15 protein-coding genes are annotated in these 17,395 nt (G+C 69.8%); 5 read left to right on the forward strand and 10 right to left on the reverse strand.

Annotated features, from left to right (window positions below):
* The first annotated feature begins 330 nt into the window (after positions 1–330).
* Complete coding sequence (locus AB0M63_RS12865; RefSeq protein ID WP_355917757.1) at positions 331–1,437, forward strand: substrate-binding domain-containing protein; 1,107 nt, start codon at positions 331–333, stop codon at positions 1,435–1,437.
* 13 nt (positions 1,438–1,450) lie between these two features.
* Here the strand turns inward: AB0M63_RS12865 and AB0M63_RS12870 are convergent, their stop codons facing one another.
* The 5 genes from AB0M63_RS12870 to AB0M63_RS12890 all read right to left on the reverse strand — a co-directional run bounded on the left by AB0M63_RS12870 (position 1,451) and on the right by AB0M63_RS12890 (position 7,334).
* Positions 1,451–3,448 carry a PQQ-binding-like beta-propeller repeat protein gene (locus tag AB0M63_RS12870; protein ID WP_366019375.1) on the reverse strand — a complete coding sequence of 666 codons (1,998 nt, stop codon included), beginning with the start codon at positions 3,446–3,448 and terminating at the stop codon, positions 1,451–1,453.
* Positions 3,449–3,450: 2 nt separating this feature from the next.
* Complete coding sequence (locus AB0M63_RS12875; RefSeq protein WP_366019376.1) at positions 3,451–3,843, reverse strand: hypothetical protein; 393 nt, start codon at positions 3,841–3,843, stop codon at positions 3,451–3,453.
* A gap of 158 nt (positions 3,844–4,001) precedes the next feature.
* Positions 4,002–4,856 carry a transglutaminase family protein gene (locus tag AB0M63_RS12880; RefSeq protein WP_355917766.1) on the reverse strand — a complete coding sequence of 285 codons (855 nt, stop codon included), beginning with the start codon at positions 4,854–4,856 and terminating at the stop codon, positions 4,002–4,004.
* A 1-nt stretch (position 4,857) separates the two neighbouring features.
* A complete protein-coding gene (locus tag AB0M63_RS12885; RefSeq protein WP_355917769.1) occupies positions 4,858–5,790 on the reverse strand; it encodes an alpha-E domain-containing protein in 933 nt (310 codons plus the stop codon).
* Positions 5,787–7,334: a circularly permuted type 2 ATP-grasp protein gene (locus tag AB0M63_RS12890; protein ID WP_366019377.1), complete on the reverse strand. Its 1,548-nt coding sequence runs from the start codon at positions 7,332–7,334 to the stop codon at positions 5,787–5,789. Before AB0M63_RS12890 ends, AB0M63_RS12885 begins: the two co-directional genes overlap by 4 nt.
* 262 nt (positions 7,335–7,596) lie before the next feature.
* On the opposite strand from AB0M63_RS12890, the gene AB0M63_RS12895 reads away from it, so the two are divergent.
* Positions 7,597–8,673, forward strand: a complete 1,077-nt coding sequence (locus AB0M63_RS12895) for a helix-turn-helix transcriptional regulator (protein ID WP_366019378.1) — start codon at positions 7,597–7,599, stop codon at positions 8,671–8,673.
* Here AB0M63_RS12895 and AB0M63_RS12900 read toward each other — a convergent pair.
* The 3 genes from AB0M63_RS12900 to AB0M63_RS12910 are packed head-to-tail and all read right to left on the reverse strand — an operon-like array spanning position 8,636 to position 11,657.
* Positions 8,636–9,616, reverse strand: a complete 981-nt coding sequence (locus tag AB0M63_RS12900) for a helix-turn-helix transcriptional regulator (protein ID WP_355917778.1) — start codon at positions 9,614–9,616, stop codon at positions 8,636–8,638. The genes AB0M63_RS12895 and AB0M63_RS12900 overlap by 38 nt on opposite strands.
* Positions 9,613–10,623 (reverse strand): helix-turn-helix transcriptional regulator, encoded by a 1,011-nt coding sequence (locus tag AB0M63_RS12905; RefSeq protein WP_366019379.1) that lies wholly within the window; start codon positions 10,621–10,623, stop codon positions 9,613–9,615. The genes AB0M63_RS12900 and AB0M63_RS12905 overlap by 4 nt, the downstream gene beginning before the upstream one ends.
* Positions 10,620–11,657: a helix-turn-helix transcriptional regulator gene (locus tag AB0M63_RS12910; protein WP_366019380.1), complete on the reverse strand. Its 1,038-nt coding sequence runs from the start codon at positions 11,655–11,657 to the stop codon at positions 10,620–10,622. Before AB0M63_RS12910 ends, AB0M63_RS12905 begins: the two co-directional genes overlap by 4 nt.
* 294 nt (positions 11,658–11,951) lie before the next feature.
* Between AB0M63_RS12910 and AB0M63_RS12915 the strand changes: the two genes are divergently transcribed.
* Positions 11,952–12,287, forward strand: a complete 336-nt coding sequence (locus tag AB0M63_RS12915; RefSeq protein ID WP_266770105.1) for a hypothetical protein — start codon at positions 11,952–11,954, stop codon at positions 12,285–12,287.
* Between the two features lie 140 nt (positions 12,288–12,427).
* On the opposite strand, the gene AB0M63_RS12920 is transcribed toward AB0M63_RS12915, so the two are convergent.
* Entirely contained in the window at positions 12,428–12,841 is a 414-nt protein-coding gene (locus tag AB0M63_RS12920) for a TIGR03618 family F420-dependent PPOX class oxidoreductase (protein WP_366019381.1), read from the reverse strand.
* 121 nt (positions 12,842–12,962) lie between these two features.
* Here AB0M63_RS12920 and clpB point away from each other — a divergent pair, with 121 nt between their 5' ends.
* Positions 12,963–15,560 (forward strand): ATP-dependent chaperone ClpB, encoded by a 2,598-nt coding sequence (gene clpB / locus AB0M63_RS12925; RefSeq protein WP_366019382.1) that lies wholly within the window; start codon positions 12,963–12,965, stop codon positions 15,558–15,560.
* A 102-nt stretch (positions 15,561–15,662) separates the two neighbouring features.
* The gene (locus tag AB0M63_RS12930; RefSeq protein ID WP_355917794.1) at positions 15,663–16,187 is read left to right on the forward strand and encodes a YbjN domain-containing protein; all 525 of its coding nucleotides are present in this window, start codon (positions 15,663–15,665) and stop codon (positions 16,185–16,187) included.
* 26 nt (positions 16,188–16,213) lie between these two features.
* On the opposite strand, the gene AB0M63_RS12935 is transcribed toward AB0M63_RS12930, so the two are convergent.
* Positions 16,214–17,278 (reverse strand): hypothetical protein, encoded by a 1,065-nt coding sequence (locus AB0M63_RS12935; protein WP_366019489.1) that lies wholly within the window; start codon positions 17,276–17,278, stop codon positions 16,214–16,216.
* Positions 17,279–17,395: the final 117 nt, after the last annotated feature.

The following is a 17,395-nucleotide window of genomic DNA, read 5'->3' on the forward strand; positions in this document are numbered from 1 at the left end:
CGGGCCCCTTCGCGTGCAACCTGGCTGGGTTCGTACGTTTCGCTGTCGGACCGTTCGTGGCGGCGCGTGGCCGTCGATGATCGCGACTCGTGCGGAAAGGAGTTGGTTGTGCCGATCTTTGCCTTCCCATGAACTCCCTTTGGATGGACGGTCCGTAAAGAGTATTTGGAGGTGATTTCGCGAGGCCTCCACATACCAAGCGGAACGTGACGTTGCCATCTCGTTAAGTGGTTCCGCTTGACGCCGGTAGTGGCAGCCGCGTTGGCTTTTCAGTCACCTGGGTTGTAACGCTGCACCCACGTCCGGACGGCACCAGAAGTGAGCTCACCAATGCGTCGTATCGCCATATCCGTGGCCGCGTCCTCGCTGGCCCTCCCCCTGGCCGCCTGTGGCGTGCTCAACTCGTCGGGGAGCAGCTCGGACGCGACTCCGGCGAAGGGCAACGACATCACGGTCGGTGTGCTCATGCCGGAGAAGACGAACACGCGGTACGCGGAGTTCGACTACCCGATCATGAAGGCGAAGATCCGGGAACTCACCGCCAACAAGGGCAAGGCCGAGTACGAGAACGCCGGTGGCGACGCGGCCGTGCAGGACAAGCAGATGCAGCAGATGATCGACGACAAGGTCGACATCATCGTGCTCGACGCCGTCGACTCGCACGCCATCCGGACCATGGTGAAGAAGGCCAAGACCGCCGGCATCCCGGTCATCGCCTACGACCGCCTGGCCGAGGGGCCGATCGACGCGTACGTCTCCTTCGACGGCGAACTCGTCGGCGAGGTGCAGGGCCGCTCGCTGGTCGAGGCGCTGGGCAGCAACGTGGACACCTCCGACAAGGTCGTCATGATCAACGGCTCGCCGACCGACCCCAACGCCGCGGTGTTCAAGGGCGGGGCGCTGTCCGAGCTGCAGGGCAAGGTGACGGTCGCCGCGAGCTACAACACCAAGGCCTGGGACCCGGACGTGGCCCAGAAGGAGATGACCGAGGCGATCGACAAGCTCGGCAAGAACAACATCGCCGCGGTGTACTCCGCCAACGACGCGATGGCGGGCGGCATCATCAAGGCCCTCAAGGCGGCGGGCGTGACGACCATGCCGCCCATCACCGGCCAGGACGCCGAACTCACCGCCGTGCAGCGGATCGTCACCGGCGAGCAGTACATGAGCGTCTACAAGCCCTACCCCGACCTCGCCGAGGCCGCCGCGAAGATCGCGGTCGCCCATGTCCAGGGCAGGGACATCGAGTTCGACGCCCTCACCCGTGACACGGTCGACAGCCCCAGCAACAAGAAGATCCCGGCGCAGTTGGTGTCCGTGGTCGCGCTGACGAAGGACAACATCAAGTCGACGGTGGTCGCGGACGGGATCTACAAGATCTCCGACATCTGCACGGCCACCTACAAGTCGGCGTGCTCGGCGATCGGGCTGAAGTAGCGGCCGAGGTCGTTCACCCGGTGGCTTCGACGGCGTAGAGCCGGCCGTCGTCGCCGCCCACGTACACGACTCCGTCGGTGACGGCGGGCGAGGACGCGACGGGTCTGCCGGTCGGGAAGCGCCAGCGCTCCTGGCCGGTGCCGGTGTCCACGGCATAGACGTGGCCGTCGTCACTGCCGAAGTAGACCGTGGCGCCCGCGAGCGCCGGGGTGGAGCGGATGGGCGCCATGGCGGTGAACCGCCACCGCATCTCGCCGGTGAGGGCGTCGAAGGCGTACATACGGTCGTCGTCGTTGCCGACGTACACCGTGCCGTCCGCGACCGCGGGGGCGGAGCGCACGGGGCCGCCGGTGTCGTAGCGCCACGCCCTGTGCCCGTCCGAGAGGTCGAGGGCGTGCAGCTCGCCGCGCCGGTCGCCGACGTAGAGATGCCGGCCGGAGAGGGCGGACGGGCCGGAGACGGGGTAGGCGCCGGCGATGCGGGTGCTCCAGCCCAGCCGCCGGGTGGAGTTGTCGACGGCGTACACGTGCTTGCCCCGGTTGCCGACGATGGTCACCGGTCCCGCCATCACCAGCCACTGGTAGTAGGACGCGCCGTTCACCGGGCCCTGCCAGTCCAGGCCGCCGTCCTCGGTGTCGAAGACCTGCACCCTGCCGGCTCCGACGTACACCCGCCGATGGGCGACGCCCACGGTCTGGGACACATCGCCGCGCAGAGTGGACTCCCAGCGGATCTGTCCGGTGTGGATGTCGACCGCGAACAGCGTCCGGGCCACGGTGGCGAACACGAGACCGTCGCCGACCGCCGGACCGCACCGGACAGGGCCGCCGCCCAGCGGGCAGCACCACCGCTGCTGCCCGGTGACCGTGTCGACGGCGTACAGGGCGCCGGTGTCGCTTCCCACGTACACGACCCTGTCGGCCACGGCCGGCGCGGACCGCACACAGCCGCCGGTCTGCAGGCTCCACCGCTCGGTGCCGGGCACCGGCCGGGCGCGAACGGGCTGGGCGGGGGCGGGAGTTGGAGCAGGGGCCGGAGCGGGTGTTTTTCCGGTTCTTTCGGCGGGCCGGTCCTGGAGGTGGGCCGTCGCCGCCCTGGACACGCTGATGCTGTCGTCGTCCGTCAACCGCCGGAGTTCCTCCTCCGCCCGCCCGCGTACCGTCTCGTTGCCGACGCGGTGCAGATGCGCGAGCGCCTCCACCGCGCCGAGCCGGTCCGTCGCGAGCGGGCTGCGCAGGGCGTGCCGGAGATGTGCGGGCAGAGTCCAGTGGATGTTCCGGGCGATGACGATACGGCCCTCGACGTTGTCCTGCCGCTTGGGCCGCTGCTGCGGCATTTCGGCTACGACCCGGTCGTGGACGTAGGCGTACAGCTCGTCGAGTGTGATGTCGCCGTCGGCGTCGAGATCGGCGGTGCCCTCGCGCAGTCCCTGGACGAGGTGCCGGGTGAAGACCGACTGCGGGGCGCTGCCGGTGACCTGGTCGCCCTCGAAGGAGTACTGCGTGGCGTCCGACGCGGTCAGCACGGTGCGTCCGCGCCCCTGGAAGGCCTCCAGGCTGTGGACCTCGCCGTCGGCCTTGGTGGCGAGCCGGGTGGCGGCCGGGAAGGCGCCGCTGTAGCAGCAGTCGAGGATCAGCACCTGCCGACGTGACATGCAGCCGCTCATCGCCCGGTCGATCTGCTCGGCGGGCAGCGAGGTGAACAGGAGGTTGTCGCGGCGGGTGTCGGTCGCGGCGAGGTGGAGCCGGCCCGCGTCGTCCTTGAGGCCGTGGCCGGTGAAGTACAGCAGGGTGAGGTCGTCGCCGCGGCGGTCGTGGAAGAACTCGCCGAGGGCCTGGCCGATGCGGTGGTGCGGTTCGTTGACGAGGATGGTGACGTCGAACCCGGCGATGTCCGGATCGCGCAGCACCTCAGCGAGCGCCTCCGCGTCATGCCCCGGCGAGGTCAACTGCCGCAGCCCCTCGTCCTGATAGGCGTACGTCGCGATCAGCAGGGCCAGTTTGCGCCCCACGCCTACTCGCTCCCCGAGCGGTGCCGGCGCACGAACGCGTCGACCAGCTCCCGGCGTTCGGCCGCGGACGCCTGCTCCAGCTCGATCGTGTCGCCGTCGATGGTCACCGAGACACGGTTCCGCGCGGACTGCCGGCCGAGCCAGTCCCGCAGCGTCTCGACGAGCGCGGTGAGCACCCCGGCGGGCGCGCTCAGCGCCAGCACCACGGCCCCGACGGTGACCGGATCGACCCCCTTGGCCCCGTCGGGCGGCACACCGTCGCCACCGGACGCGGCACTCAACCGCAGCGCGTCCAGGTCGAGTTCCCGCAACTCGGCCCGCAGCCGGGCCGCGAGCCGCTCACTCTCCTCGGGGTCCGCGTCCCCGTCCGGCGTGAGCCCCAGCAGTACGTCCATGTGTGTCCCTGCCTCCCCGTACGTCCCAGTGTGCTGAACCGGGATGACCGGCGGGGAGATTTTCCCGGAAGTCGATGTAGGGGTGGGGGACTTCGGGTGGGGGTTTTATGGTGGCGGGGCCGGGAGGCTGGGAACCCCCGGGTCCCCAGCCTCCCGGCTCACCCCACCCGCGTGAACTCCACCGTCACCTCCGGCGGCCCCCCGGCCACCCCCCGGTAGATCCCCTTGTGCGGCGTCACGTCGTCGTAGTCCCGCCCCCGACCCACCACCACGTGCGACTCGTTCGCCCGGGTGCGGTTCGTCGGGTCGTAGCCGCACCAGTCGTCGGCCCAGTACTCGATCCAGGCGTGGCTCTGGCCGGCCACCGGGCGGTGGAGTTCGGCGTCCCGTTCCGGGTGGAGGTAGCCGGAGACGTAGCGCGTGGGGAGGCCGAGGGCGCGCAGGAGGGCGATCGTGACGTGGGCTATGTCCTGGCAGACGCCCGCGCCCTGTTCCCAGGCCTCTGCCGCGGAGGTGTTCACGCCTGTGACGCCGGGGAGGTAGGCCACGCGGTCGGCGACCAGGGCCGAGACCGCCACCGCCGTCTCGTGGGGGTCCAGGTCTACGGCCGCCTTGCGCGCCTTCTTCACCAGCCTGGGCGGGACCGTCGTACGGGCCGTGGGGGCGATGAACTCCAACAGGCGGGAGTTCGTGGTCCGTTCGGTCACCTCCTGCCAGGTGGGGGCGGGGGCGAGCGGCTCCGGCGGGGACGTCTCGACCAGGCTCGACGCGGTGATCGTGAGGTCCTCGTGCGGGTCCATCAGGTCGAAGCCGGTGACCTGGGTGCCCCAGTAGTCCCAGTACGACCAGGTGGGTGTGGTCGGGTTGACCGTCACGCGGGCGTCCAGTGTGGTCTGGCCGGGGAGGGTGAGCGGGGTCATCCGGACCTCGTTGTGCGAGGAGACGGCCGCCTGGGCGTACGACACGCGCGTGGTGTGGCGGATGCGAAGCCTACGGGTCGGGGTCGGGGTCATTTCAGGCTCCTTCCTGGGCCCACTCGACGGGGCCCTGGTACGGGAAGAACAACTCCGCCACCGCCTCCGCCGAGTCCATGCAGGCGTGCTGCAAGTCCTTGAGCAGGGCGGGGAGTTGGTCTTCCAGGGCGTGCGAGTCCAGGTATTCGAGGCGGGTGCGGAGTCGGCCGATGGGGCGACGTGCCGGGTCCTGCCGGGTGCGGCCGAGCGCGGTCAGGCACTCCTCGGCCGTGGTCAGCGCGTGCAGTGCCGAGCGCGGGAAGTCCCGGTCCAGGAGGAGGAATTCGGCCACCCTGGGGGTGTCGCCGAAACCGCCGTACACGCGCGCGTACGCCTCGTCGGCGCCGCTCGCGCTGAGCAGCGTCGGCCAGTCGGGCGCGTGCGCCGCGTCCAACACCCGTACCGACAGCAGTCGTACGGTCATGTCGACCCGTTCGAGGCTTCGGCCCAGCACCACGAAGCGCCAGCTGTCGTCCCTGCTCATCGTCGAGTCCGCCAGGCCGAAGAACAACGCGGCGCGTCTGCGGACCAGTTCGAGGTAGGCGTAGGGGCCCGTGCGGCGGGCCGCCAGGCGTTGGTCGGCCAGGGCGTGCCAGGTGGAGTTGAGGCATTCCCACATCTCCGAGGAGACCGCCTCGCGGGCGCTGCGCGCGTTCAGGCGGGCCGCGCCCAGGGCGCCCTCGATGGAGCACGTCGAGCGGGCGTCGAAGGCGAGCTGGTCCAACACCTGCTGCATGTCCACGCGTTCACCGCCCGCGTCGACGCCGAGGATCGCGTACAGCGACCGGCAGGCCATGTCCTCGTCGCGCCAGGGGTCTTCGAGGAGGCGGTGGAGGTAGGCGTCGAGGATGCGGCCGGTGGCGTCGGCCCGCTCGACGTAACGGCCCGTCCAGGTGAGGGACTCGGCTATCCGGGAGAGGATCACGTCGTTCACTGCTGCTGCGCTCCTTCCTGTACGGCGGTGGGGTTGCCGTCGGGGCCGAGCTGGCGGGGGACCACCTCGGGCAGGGTGCCGTCCGGGGCCGGTGGCGCGGGGTGCTCGGCGGGGCCCTCGGCGAGCACCCAGGTGTCCTTGGAGCCGCCGCCCTGGCTGGAGTTGACGATCAGGTTGCCCTCCTGGAGGGCGACCCGGGTGAGGCCGCCGGGGAGCACCCAGACGTCGGTGCCGTCGTTCACGGCGAACGGGCGGAGGTCGATGTGGCGGGGTGCCATGCGTTCGCCCGCGAGGGTGGGGGAGGTGGAGAGCGCGACCGGGCGCTGGGCGATCCAGCCGCGCGGGTCGGCGGCGACCGCTTTGCGAGTGCGTTCGAGGGTCTTCGCGTCCGCCTTGGGGCCGATGACTATGCCCTGGCCGCCGGCGCCGTCGACGGGCTTCACGACCAGCTGGTCGATCTGGTCGAGGACCGCCTCCAACTGGCCTGGCTCGTCGGGCCGGTAGGACTCCACGTTGGGGAGGATCGGTTCCTCGGAGAGGTAGTAGCGGATGAGGTCGGGGACGTAGGTGTAGAGGAGTTTGTCGTCCGCGATGCCGTTGCCCACCGCGTTCGCGAGTGTGACGTTTCCGGCCTGGGCGGCGTTCATGATGCCCGGGCAGCCGATCACCGAGTCGGGGCGGAAGTGCAGCGGGTCGAGGAAGTCGTCGTCGAGCCGCCGGTATACGACGTGGACCGGCACCTCGCCGCGCGTGGTCCGCATCCACACCCGGTTGGTGCGGCAGACGAGGTCGTGGCCCTCCACCAGCTGCACGCCCATCAGGCGGGCGAGCAGGGCGTGTTCGAAGTAGGCGGCGTTGCTGGGGCCGGGGGTCAGGACCACGACCCTCGGGTCCTGGGTGCCGGCGGGCGCCGCGCACCGCAGGGCCGCCAGCAGCCGTCCCGCGTACCCGTCGACGGGGACCACGTGCTGCTCGGCGAAGAGCGAGGGGAAGATCCGGGTCATGGCTCTGCGGTTCTCGATGACGTACGAAACCCCGCTCGGTACCCGCACGTTGTCCTCAAGCACCCGGAACTCCCCGGCCTCGTCCCGTACGAGGTCGATGCCGGCGACGTGGATGCGGACTCCGCCCGGTGGCTCGACGCCCTGCGCGGCCCGGTGGAAATGGGCCGAGTTGAGGAGCAGCCGCCAGGGCACGACACCGTCCTCGAAGGCACGGCAGTGCGAGTAGGCGTCGGAGAGGTAGGCCTCCAGGGCCCGCACCCGCTGGGCGACACCCCGCTGGATGAGGTCCCACTCCAGCGCGTCGATGATCCGCGGCACCAGGTCCAGCGGCCAGGGCCGTTCCTCGCCGGCGAAGGCGTAGGTCACCCCGCGGTCGGTGAACGCGCGGGCCATCTGGTCCGCGCGGAAACGCAGTTCACTCGGCTCGATCGGCTGGAGTGCCGCCAGTACCGGCTCGTAGGCGGTTCTGACCTCACCCGGCCGCACAAACATCTCGTCCCACGCATCGGCCAACGCGTATGCGTCAAATATGTCCGCCATGAGGGGACGTTAGAGGCGGTACGTAACACGACGATCTCTGAGTGGTTTCCGGCAGCTCACGCGGAAAGTGATGCGACGAGACGATCGCCGACCTTGATCCACAACCCCCCAGCTTGTTGCAACGCGAGGCTCGGAGGCCAGGAGATAGCGGGCTGAATCGTAGGTATTCGGCTCCCGTTCGAGCGGGAGCCGTGTTGCGGAGCAGGTCCGGTCCGCGCATAGTTGCGCTGCGGAAGAGGCGGAGACCGGGGTGGGATGGGCGATGACCGGGCACGGGGCGGACGAGCATCCACACGGTGCTGACCGACTGTGCGATGCCGGGGACCTCGTGTACTCCCGGGCCGTACGGCGGGGCCGTGTGCCGCGCACGGACGCCGAGCCGGTGCCGTGTCTGCTGGAGCTGGCCCTTCTCCACCCCGACCCCGACGACATGGACTGGCTGGTGCCGACCTCCCCGCAGGAGGTCATGACCCGGCTGCTGCGCGGGGTCTACGACGAGGTCAGCGAGAGCCACCGGCGGGTGGGTTCGGCGGTCGAGGCCTTCGAGCGGTACGCCGGTCTCGGCCGCCGTATCCAGGCGTCCGCCTCGGCGTCGGCGTCCCTGGAGGGCGCCGCGATCCGCGTCCTGGACGGACTCTCGCGCATCCAGGCCGCGATGGACGACGCGACCGAGGCCTGCACGAGCGAGGTCCTCACCGTCCAGCCCGGCGGCATCCGCCGCGAACCGGAACTCACCGAGGGCCTGCACCGGGCCCTGGCCCTGCGCTCGCGCGGGGTGCGGATGCGCGACCTGTACACCCACGTCGCCCGGCACGGCCAAGGCCTCCTGAACTACCTGGAGTTGATGGGCGACGCGGTCGAGGCACGGACGCTCGACGAGGTCGTCGACCGCCTCATCCTCTTCGACCGTACGGTCGCCTTCATCCCCGCCAACGCCGACCACACGATGGCCCTCGAACTGCGCCACCCGGCGCTGATCGACTACTTCGTCACGGTCTTCGACCGCCTCTGGCGCCTGGCGATCCCCGTCGCGGCGGCCCTCCCGGACACCGGCATCGAGGGCATCTCGCACCGCGAACAGTCCATCGCGGCCCTGCTCGCGGACGGCCACCAGGACGCGGTGATCGCGGAACGGCTGGGCATAAGCGTGCGGACCTGCCGGGCCCATATCGCCCGCCTGTCGGAGACCCTGGGCGCGGCGAGCCGTACCCAGCTCGGGGTGCGCATCGCCCAGGCGGGCCTGGACAGCCCCTCGTCACGCATGCCGGACGTGCCGGGCCTTCCGGAGGTGCCGGCCCAGCTCACTCCCGCTGATCGAGAATCCCCGACCGCCCTATGAGGTAGCCGAGTTGGGCTCTGCTTTCGCTGCCGAGGGTGGCGGCGAGTTTGGCGATGTGGACGCGGGCGGTGCGGATGTTCATGCCGAGGCGGTCGGCGATGACGGCGTCGGTGTGGCCTTCTATGAGCAGGCTCGCTATGGCCCGCTGGCGTGGGGGGACGCCGTTGAGGGAGGGCTGCTGTACCGCTTTGGGGTACATGGGGGTGGCCAGGTGCCAGAGGCGGTCGAAGGTGGTGGCCAAGAAGGCGATGAGAGCGGGGTGGCGGACTTCGAGGGCGAGGGTCCGGTCCTTGTTGGCGGGGAGGAAGGCGACGGCCCGGTCGACGATGATGAGGCGGTCGGTGACCTCGTCGAGGGTGCGGGCCTCGGCGTCGCCACGCAACTGTTCGTAGCGGGCGAGGACGGTCGGCGCGTGGCGGAGGGTGTGCTGGTAGAGCGTGCGGATGTGGCCGCCGCGGTCGAGCAGGGCCTGGTCGCGGGCCAGGGCTTCGACGTGGACCTCGGGGTCCCGCCGGATGTGGCTGTCGTGTGGCTGTATGGCCAACAACGAGCCGGTCGCGTCATCCATGGACTCGGTGATGGCCTGGTTGATACGTCGCATGCCGCTCAGGACGGTGACCGTCGGGGCGTCCATGGCCGCCGTACGGGAGCCGTCGAGCTGCATCAGGGGGGCGAAGACGGTCTCCAGGCGCTCCTCACGGCGCCGCTCGTCCGCGATGCGCTCCGCGGACAGCCGTAGCAGCCGACGCAGTACGGAAGCGGGCGTGACCGGTCGCAGCCACCGGGGGTCCCCGAGGTCGGGGTGCACCAGTCCGAGGTCGGCCAGGCAGGGTGACGTGTCCGCGTCCTCGGCACTGAGTCGCCCGTCGCGCAGCGCGCGGACATACAGGGTCAGACCCTCCGCGCAGAGTTCTTCCACTCCGTGCGGGTGCGTCTCGGTCACAGCGGGCCATCTCCTCCCGGTGTCGGGTGGTCCTGGTTGAGGATTCCCGACTGGGCTATGAGGTAGCCGAGTTGGGCTCTGCTTTCGCTGCCGAGGGTGGCGGCGAGTTTGGCGATGTGGACGCGGGCGGTGCGGATGTTCATGCCGAGGCGGTCGGCGATGACGGCGTCGGTGTGGCCTTCTATGAGCAGGCTCGCTATGGCCCGCTGGCGTGGGGGGACGCCGTTGAGGGAGGGCTGTTGTACCGCTTTGGGGTACATGGGGGTGGCCAGGTGCCAGAGGCGGTCGAAGACCGTGACGCAGAAGGTGATCAGGGAGGGGTGGCGGACTTCCAGCGCGAGGGTGCGGTCCTCGTTGGCGGGGAGGAAGGCGACCGCGCGGTCCACGATGATGAGCCGGTCCGGGATCTCGTCCAGGGTGCGCGCCTCGACATCGCCGGTGAGTCGCTCGTAGCGGGCGAGGACGGACGGCGCGTGGCGCAGGGTGTGCTGGTAGAGCGTGCGGATGCGGCCGCCCCTGTCGAGCAGGGCCTGGTCGCGGGCCAGGGCTTCGACGTGGACTTCGGGGGCCGTGTAGGTGGTGTGCGTGATGTGCGGCTGGATGGCTAGGACCTCGCCCGAGGAGTCGGCCATCGCCCGGGTGATGGCGGTGCTGATCCGGTCGAGGCCGCTCAGCACGCCGAGAGCCGATGCGTGCTCTGTTCCCATGTGGCGGCCGTCGATCCGCAGCAGCGGTTCGAAGGTCTCGGTCAGCCGCTGCTCGCGCCGCCGCTCGTCGGCGACGCGCTCCTCCATGGTCCGCAGCATCCGGTGGAGGGCGACCGCGGGGGCGACCGGCTCCAGTCGGCGTAGGTCCCTGACGGAGTGGGTCAGCAGACCGAAGTCGAGCAGACAGGGTGCCGGTTCGGCCTCGGAGCTGCTCACATGCCCTTCGCGCAGGGCACGTTCGTACAGCTCCGTCCCCGCCGCGCAGAGGTCCTCCGCGCTGTGCGGATGCGCTGCGGTCACGGGTGGCTGTCTCCCCCGTGCGTGGAGTGGTCCTGCTCCAGGATCCCCGACTGGGCTATGAGAAAGCCGAGTTGGGCCCGGCTACCACTGCCCAGGGCCGTCGCCAGTTTGGCGATGTGGGCGCGGCAGGTGCGCACGTTCATGCCCAGGCGGCGCGCGATCGCCTCGTCGACGTGGCCTTCGATGAGGAGCTTGGCGATCGAGTGCTGGATGTCAGTGATGCCATCGGCGGCGGTCTCGTAGGGGCTGCCGGCGCTCAGCGGGACCGCGCGGCTCCACATGAACTCGAAGACCTTGATCAGGTAGCTCACGAGACCCGGGTGGCGCAGTTCCAGGGCGACCTGTCGGTCGTCGCGTATCGGGATGAAGGCGACAGACTCGTCACAGATGACGAGGCGCTCGACCAGTTCGTCGATGGTGCGGTACTCCACCTTGCCGTTGGCGAACTGGTCCACGTAGGCCAGCCGCTCGGGGATGTAGCGGGCCGTGTGCTGGTACAGCGTTCGGATGCGGACTCCCCGCTCGGTGAGGGTTTTGTCGCGTTCCAGCCCCTCGATGATCCTGCGCTCGGGATGCCGGACGCTCGGCTGGACCGTCAGCACCTCGTTCCGGCACTGGTCCGTGGCCAGGTCGAGGGCCGCGTTGATGCGGTCGAGACCCTCCAGCACGGTGATCGAGTGCGCGGGGGCCGAACCCTGGGCGGTCAGCATCATGAACGGCTCGAAGAGCTCGGCCAGCTCCATGGACGTGCGCCGGCGTTCGGAGATCTCACGTTCGAGCGGATTGAGCCGCAGAGACAGGGCCACCGAGGGGGGTACCGGCCGCAGCCAGTTCTCGTCGTCGGGATCCGAGTGCAGAAGGGAGAACTCCATCAGGCAGGGAGCGGCCTCCACCTCCACACGGGCGACTCGTCCGGTGCGTAGAGCTTTGGCGTATACGCGCCTTCCTTCCTCACACAGTTCAGCAATGGTGTGGGGATGTGTCGCTTCTGTCGGATTTGTCGTCAAATCTCCACCCCCCAGGGTCCTGAACATGCAGGAACATGATGCACTCATTGTGTGGTCATGACGTGCCTGAATGAGCCATCGTCTTATCTGACGGGGGAAGAGGGGACCTTCAAGTGAGGACGAAGCCGACTATGCGTAAGAGAATGCTTCGCTCGGTGCTTGTCGCCGCCTTCTCCGCCGTTGTGGCCTTCGGAACGCTGAGTGGCCTCTCCGGTACGAAGAGCGACACACGTGCGGACACACAGTGGTCAGTGGTGAAGGCCGATGGGGTCGTGGACAGCGTTGTTGTGGCCACGCCCGGCGATACCCAATGGTCTTGACATGACGACGCCTCCTGACGACCGCTCCTTCCGCCGCGAAATGGCCACGGCCTACCGCTCCGGCTGGCACTTCATCGATCTGGCCACCGCCATCCCCCACAGCGGTGACTCGCTCATGGTGACCGTGTTCGGCGAGCCGGTCGTGGTGACGCGGGACGAGGACGAGGACGTGCGGGCGTACCGGTGTCTGCGGCGGCCTCGGGGGGCGCCGCAGCCAGTGCGATGTGCCATCCGGTACGGAATGATCTTTGTGAATCTTGACCAGCGAGACCACCGGCTGGTGGAACCGGATGCCCCCGACGTCCAGACCATCTCAGCCACCCCCCGCAGTGCCTGACGCGATTCCCCCGTCGTAAAAGATCGCTCAGGTGCTTCCCCCCGCAGCGGCGTCACCGTGACCTGAACACGGTGACGCCGCTGCAGTTTGTGCGGAATGTTCGGGTATGGGCCCGGCGTCAGTGGCCGGAACTGATCGCTTCAGCCCTTCCCCAGGGCTCGCGTCAGCTCGATCTCGATCACCACCCGGGACGGGTTCGGCGACGGCGTCCGCCCGTAGCGCTCGGCGTACCGGCGCTCCGCCTCCGCGACCCGGTCGGGCTCCACGCGTACGAAGGCCCGGCCCTCCAGCGTCGCCCAGCGCCGCCCGTCCACCTGGCACACGGCGACCCGTGCCCCGAGGGGGCCGGCGGCCAGTACGTTCGCCACCTTTCTGCTCGACTTGTTCGCGATGACCCGAGCCAGTCGCGCCTCGGGGTCGTATGTCACTCCGACGGGCACGACATGCGGGCTGCCGTCGGGGCGCGGAGTCGTGAGGGTGCACAGATGTCGTTCCTGCCAGAAGGTGAGGTACGACGGGTCGGGATCGTCCGGGTCGACCGGATATGAGGCCATGGTCCCGGAACTTAGTCCCTCGATCCTCCCCGCCACTGCCTTGAGTGGAATAGACTCAACTTTGTGCACGTTGACCGAGTCAGTCCGTGCACGAAGGCTGTAGGAGGAGGAGTACCGGAACGTGGACGCCGAGCTGACCAACAGGAGCCGGGACGCGATCAACGCGGCCAGCAAGCGTGCCGTGACCGGGGGGCACGCGGATCTGACCCCGGCGCATCTGCTGCTTGCCCTGCTGGAGGGGCAGGACAACGAGAACATCACCGACCTGCTGGCCGCCGTCGACGCCGACCAGGCCGCCGTGCGGTCCGGGGCCGAGCGGGTGCTCGGCGCGCTGCCCAGCGTGACCGGTTCCACGGTCGCGCCCCCGCAGCCCAGCCGTGAGCTGCTGGCCGTGCTCGCGGACGCGGGCGAGCGCGCGAAGGACCTCGGCGACGACTACGTCTCGACCGAGCACCTGCTGATCGGTATCGCCGCCAAGGGCGGCGCGGCCGGCGACGTACTCTCCCAGCAGGGGGCCGGCGCGAAGAAGCTGCTGGACGCGTTTCAGAAGAGCAGGGGAGGGCGCCGGGTGACCACACCCGACCCCGAGGGGCAGTACAAGGCGCTGGAGAAGTTCGGTACGGACTTCACGGCCGCCGCGCGCGAGGGCAAGCTCGACCCCGTCATCGGGCGGGACCAGGAGATCCGGCGGGTGGTGCAGGTGCTGTCGCGCCGCACCAAGAACAACCCCGTCCTCATCGGCGAGCCCGGCGTCGGCAAGACCGCCGTCGTCGAGGGGCTGGCGCAGCGGATCGTGAAGGGGGACGTGCCGGAGTCCCTCAAGAACAAGCGGCTGGTCTCGCTGGACCTCGGTGCGATGGTCGCGGGCGCGAAGTACCGCGGCGAGTTCGAGGAGCGGCTCAAGACCGTCCTCGCCGAGATCAAGGACTCCGACGGCCAGATCATCACCTTCATCGACGAGCTGCACACCGTCGTGGGCGCCGGCGCGGGCGGCGACTCCGCCATGGACGCCGGCAACATGCTGAAGCCGATGCTGGCCCGCGGCGAACTGCGCATGGTCGGCGCGACGACCCTGGACGAGTACCGCGAGCGCATCGAGAAGGACCCGGCGCTGGAGCGCCGCTTCCAGCAGGTGCTGGTCGCGGAGCCGACGGTCGAGGACACGATCGCGATCCTGCGCGGCCTGAAGGGCCGCTACGAGGCCCACCACAAGGTCGTCATCGCGGACAGCGCGCTGGTCGCCGCCGCCACCCTCTCCGACCGGTACATCACCTCCCGCTTCCTGCCCGACAAGGCGATCGACCTCGTCGACGAGGCTGCCTCCCGGCTGCGTATGGAGATCGACTCGTCCCCCGTCGAGATCGACGAACTCCAGCGCTCCGTCGACCGGTTGAAGATGGAGGAGCTGGCGCTCGACAAGGAGACGGACGCCGCCTCCATCGAGCGGCTGGAGAAGCTGCGCCGTGACCTCGCCGACCGCGAGGAGGAGCTGCGCGGTCTCAACGCCCGCTGGGAGAAGGAGAAGCAGTCCCTCAACCGGGTCGGCGAGCTGAAGGAGAAGCTCGACGAACTGCGCGGCCAGGCCGAACGCGCCCAGCGCGACGGCGACTTCGACACCGCCTCCAAGCTGCTCTACGGCGAGATCCCTTCCCTGGAGCGGGACTTGGAGGAGGCCTCCGAGGCCGAGGAGGAGGCTGCCAAGGACACGATGGTGAAGGAAGAGGTCGGCCCCGACGACATCGCGGACGTCGTCGGCTCCTGGACCGGCATCCCCGCAGGCCGCCTCCTGGAGGGCGAGACCCAGAAACTCCTGCGCATGGAGGAGGAGTTGGGCCGTCGCCTCATCGGCCAGCGGGAGGCCGTACAGGCGGTCTCCGACGCGGTACGGCGCACCCGCGCCGGCATCGCGGACCCGGACCGCCCCACCGGCTCCTTCCTCTTCCTCGGCCCGACGGGCGTCGGCAAGACCGAACTGGCCAAAGCCCTCGCCGACTTCCTCTTCGACGACGAGCGGGCGATGGTCCGTATCGACATGTCGGAGTACGGCGAGAAGCACAGCGTGGCCCGGCTGGTCGGCGCCCCGCCCGGATACGTCGGCTACGAGGAGGGCGGTCAGCTCACCGAGGCGGTGCGCAGGCGCCCGTACTCGGTGATCCTGCTCGACGAGGTCGAGAAGGCGCACCCGGAGGTCTTCGACGTCCTGCTCCAGGTCCTCGACGACGGCCGCCTCACCGACGGCCAGGGCCGCACGGTCGACTTCCGCAACACCATCCTGATCCTCACCTCCAACCTGGGCAGCAACTTCCTGATCGACCCGGTCACCGGCGAGGACGAGAAGAAGGCACAGGTCCTCCAGGTGGTCAGGTCCTCCTTCAAGCCGGAGTTCCTCAACCGCCTCGACGACCTGGTGGTCTTCTCCGCCCTGAACCGGGAGGAGCTGGGCCGCATCGCCGGCCTCCAGATCGACCGCCTCGCCAAGCGCCTGGCCGAACGCAGGCTCACACTGGAAGTCAGCGACGAGGCCCTGGCCTGGCTCGCGGACAACGGCAACGACCCGGCCTACGGCGCGCGCCCCCTGCGCCGCCTCGTCCAGACGGCGATCGGCGACCGCCTCGCCAAGGAGATCCTGGCGGGCGAGGTCAAGGACGGCGACACGGTGCGCGTGGACGCCTTCGGGGAGGGGCTGATCGTGGGGCCGGCGACCGGCAAGACGCTCTGAGCTGAATTCTGCCAACGAGCGGTGAACCCGCGGGGGCGGGGGTTGCCACCCCCCTCCCCGCATGGGGGAGGATGGCGGAATCCGTACGAAGGGAAATACACGGTGAGCATCGACCCGTCCTCGATTCCGAACTTCGGGGGCCAGCCCGAGCCCCAAGGACCGACGGGCCCCGTCGTCCCGGATCAGGACCTCGTGAAGCAGCTCCTCGACCAGATGGAGCTGAAGTATGTCGTCGACGACGAGGGTGACCTCGCGGCGCCGTGGGAGCAGTTCCGTACGTATTTCATGTTCCGCGGCGAGGACGACCAGCTCGTCTTCTCGGTGCGGACGTTCTACGACCGTCCCCACGAGATCGACGCCAAGCCGCAACTGCTGGAGTCGATCGACGACTGGAACCGCCGCACCCTGTGGCCCAAGGTCTACAGCCACACCCATGACGACGGCACCGTCCGTCTGATCGGTGAGGCGCAGATGCTGATCGGCACCGGCGTCGACCTGAACCACTTCGTGTCCTCGACGGTCAGCTGGGTGCGCGCCGCCATCGAGTTCGACCGCTGGCTGGTCGAGCAGCTCGGCCTCACCGAGGAAGTCGACGAGGCGGAGAAGCCCGAGGACGACGAGGAGTAGTCCTCCGTCCCGTTTGACCGTTTCGGCTACAGCGGTGTGTGGGCGTACACCACCACATACGCGCCGTACGCGAACGAGAGCCCGGCCAGGGCCGCGACCACCAGGGTCGCGTGCCAGGGCCGGGCTCTCGCCGTCCGGACCAGCGCGCGGGCCGGGGGCAGCAGGAGCGGGAACGCCGGCAGCAGGAAGCGCGGCTTGGACTCGAAGAAGCCCGAGCCGCCGACCGCGATGAGGAGGAGGACTCCGCTGTAGACGAGCAGGGGGAGCGGGGGCCGGTCGGCCACCAGGAGGGCGTAGAGCAGTACGCCCGTCGCCACGATCACCATCGTCATGGCGAAGGCGAAGGGGCCGCCGTGCAGCAGTTGGTGCTTGATGGAGTGCAGTGAGCCGTGGCCGAGGTCGAAGGTCGAGCCCCACAGGCGCTGCACCCGGAAGTAGCCGTGCAGCAGGTCGCCCTCGCGCCGGCCCACCCACAGGACGTACGACCCCCAGCCCAGTGGCGCGAGGGCCGCGCCCGTCCACAGCCTGTGGGAAACCCGGCCGAGGCCGCGCCAGACCTCGTACGCCGCGGCGGCCAGGACCGCCGCCGCGACCGCGAAACCGTTCGGCCGGGACAGTCCCGCCAGCGCCGCCAGCGTGCCCGCCCACACCCAGCGGCCGGTGAGGACGGCGTACAGCGACCAGGCGGCGAACGCGGTCAGCACCGGTTCGGTGTACGCCATGGTCAGCACGACGGAGTGCGGCAGCAGGCCCCAGAGCAGGACCAGCGCGGTGGCCACCGCGCGGCCGTACAGGTGGGCGCCGATCGCGTAGATCCCGCACGCGGCGGCGGCCGCCGCGGTCCACGACACCACCAGGCCCGCCCCGCCGCCGCTCAGCGGGGTCAGCGTGGCGAGCGAGTGCACCAGGCCCGGGTACAGCGGGAAGAACGCCAGGTCGCTGCGGACGACGGAGGGCCGGACGTGCTGGGTGCGGACATAGCCGTGGGCGGCGATGCCCAGGTACCACCGTGAGTCCCAGGAACGGGCGAGCAGCGCGACCGGGTGCCCTTCGCGGGCCCAGGCGGTCGCGGCGAGCACGGCCGCGCCCATGAGCCGGGCCACGGCGAACAGCGCGAGGGCGGTACCGGCCGTCACCAGGTGGGCGTGCCGGAGGCGGGCGCGTCCACCGCCGCCGGGGCGGACGACGGTGGGAGGCGGCGGAGCGAG

The sequence above is a fragment of the Streptomyces sp. NPDC051576 genome, from assembly GCF_040681835.1.
Lineage (GTDB): Bacteria > Actinomycetota > Actinomycetes > Streptomycetales > Streptomycetaceae > Streptomyces.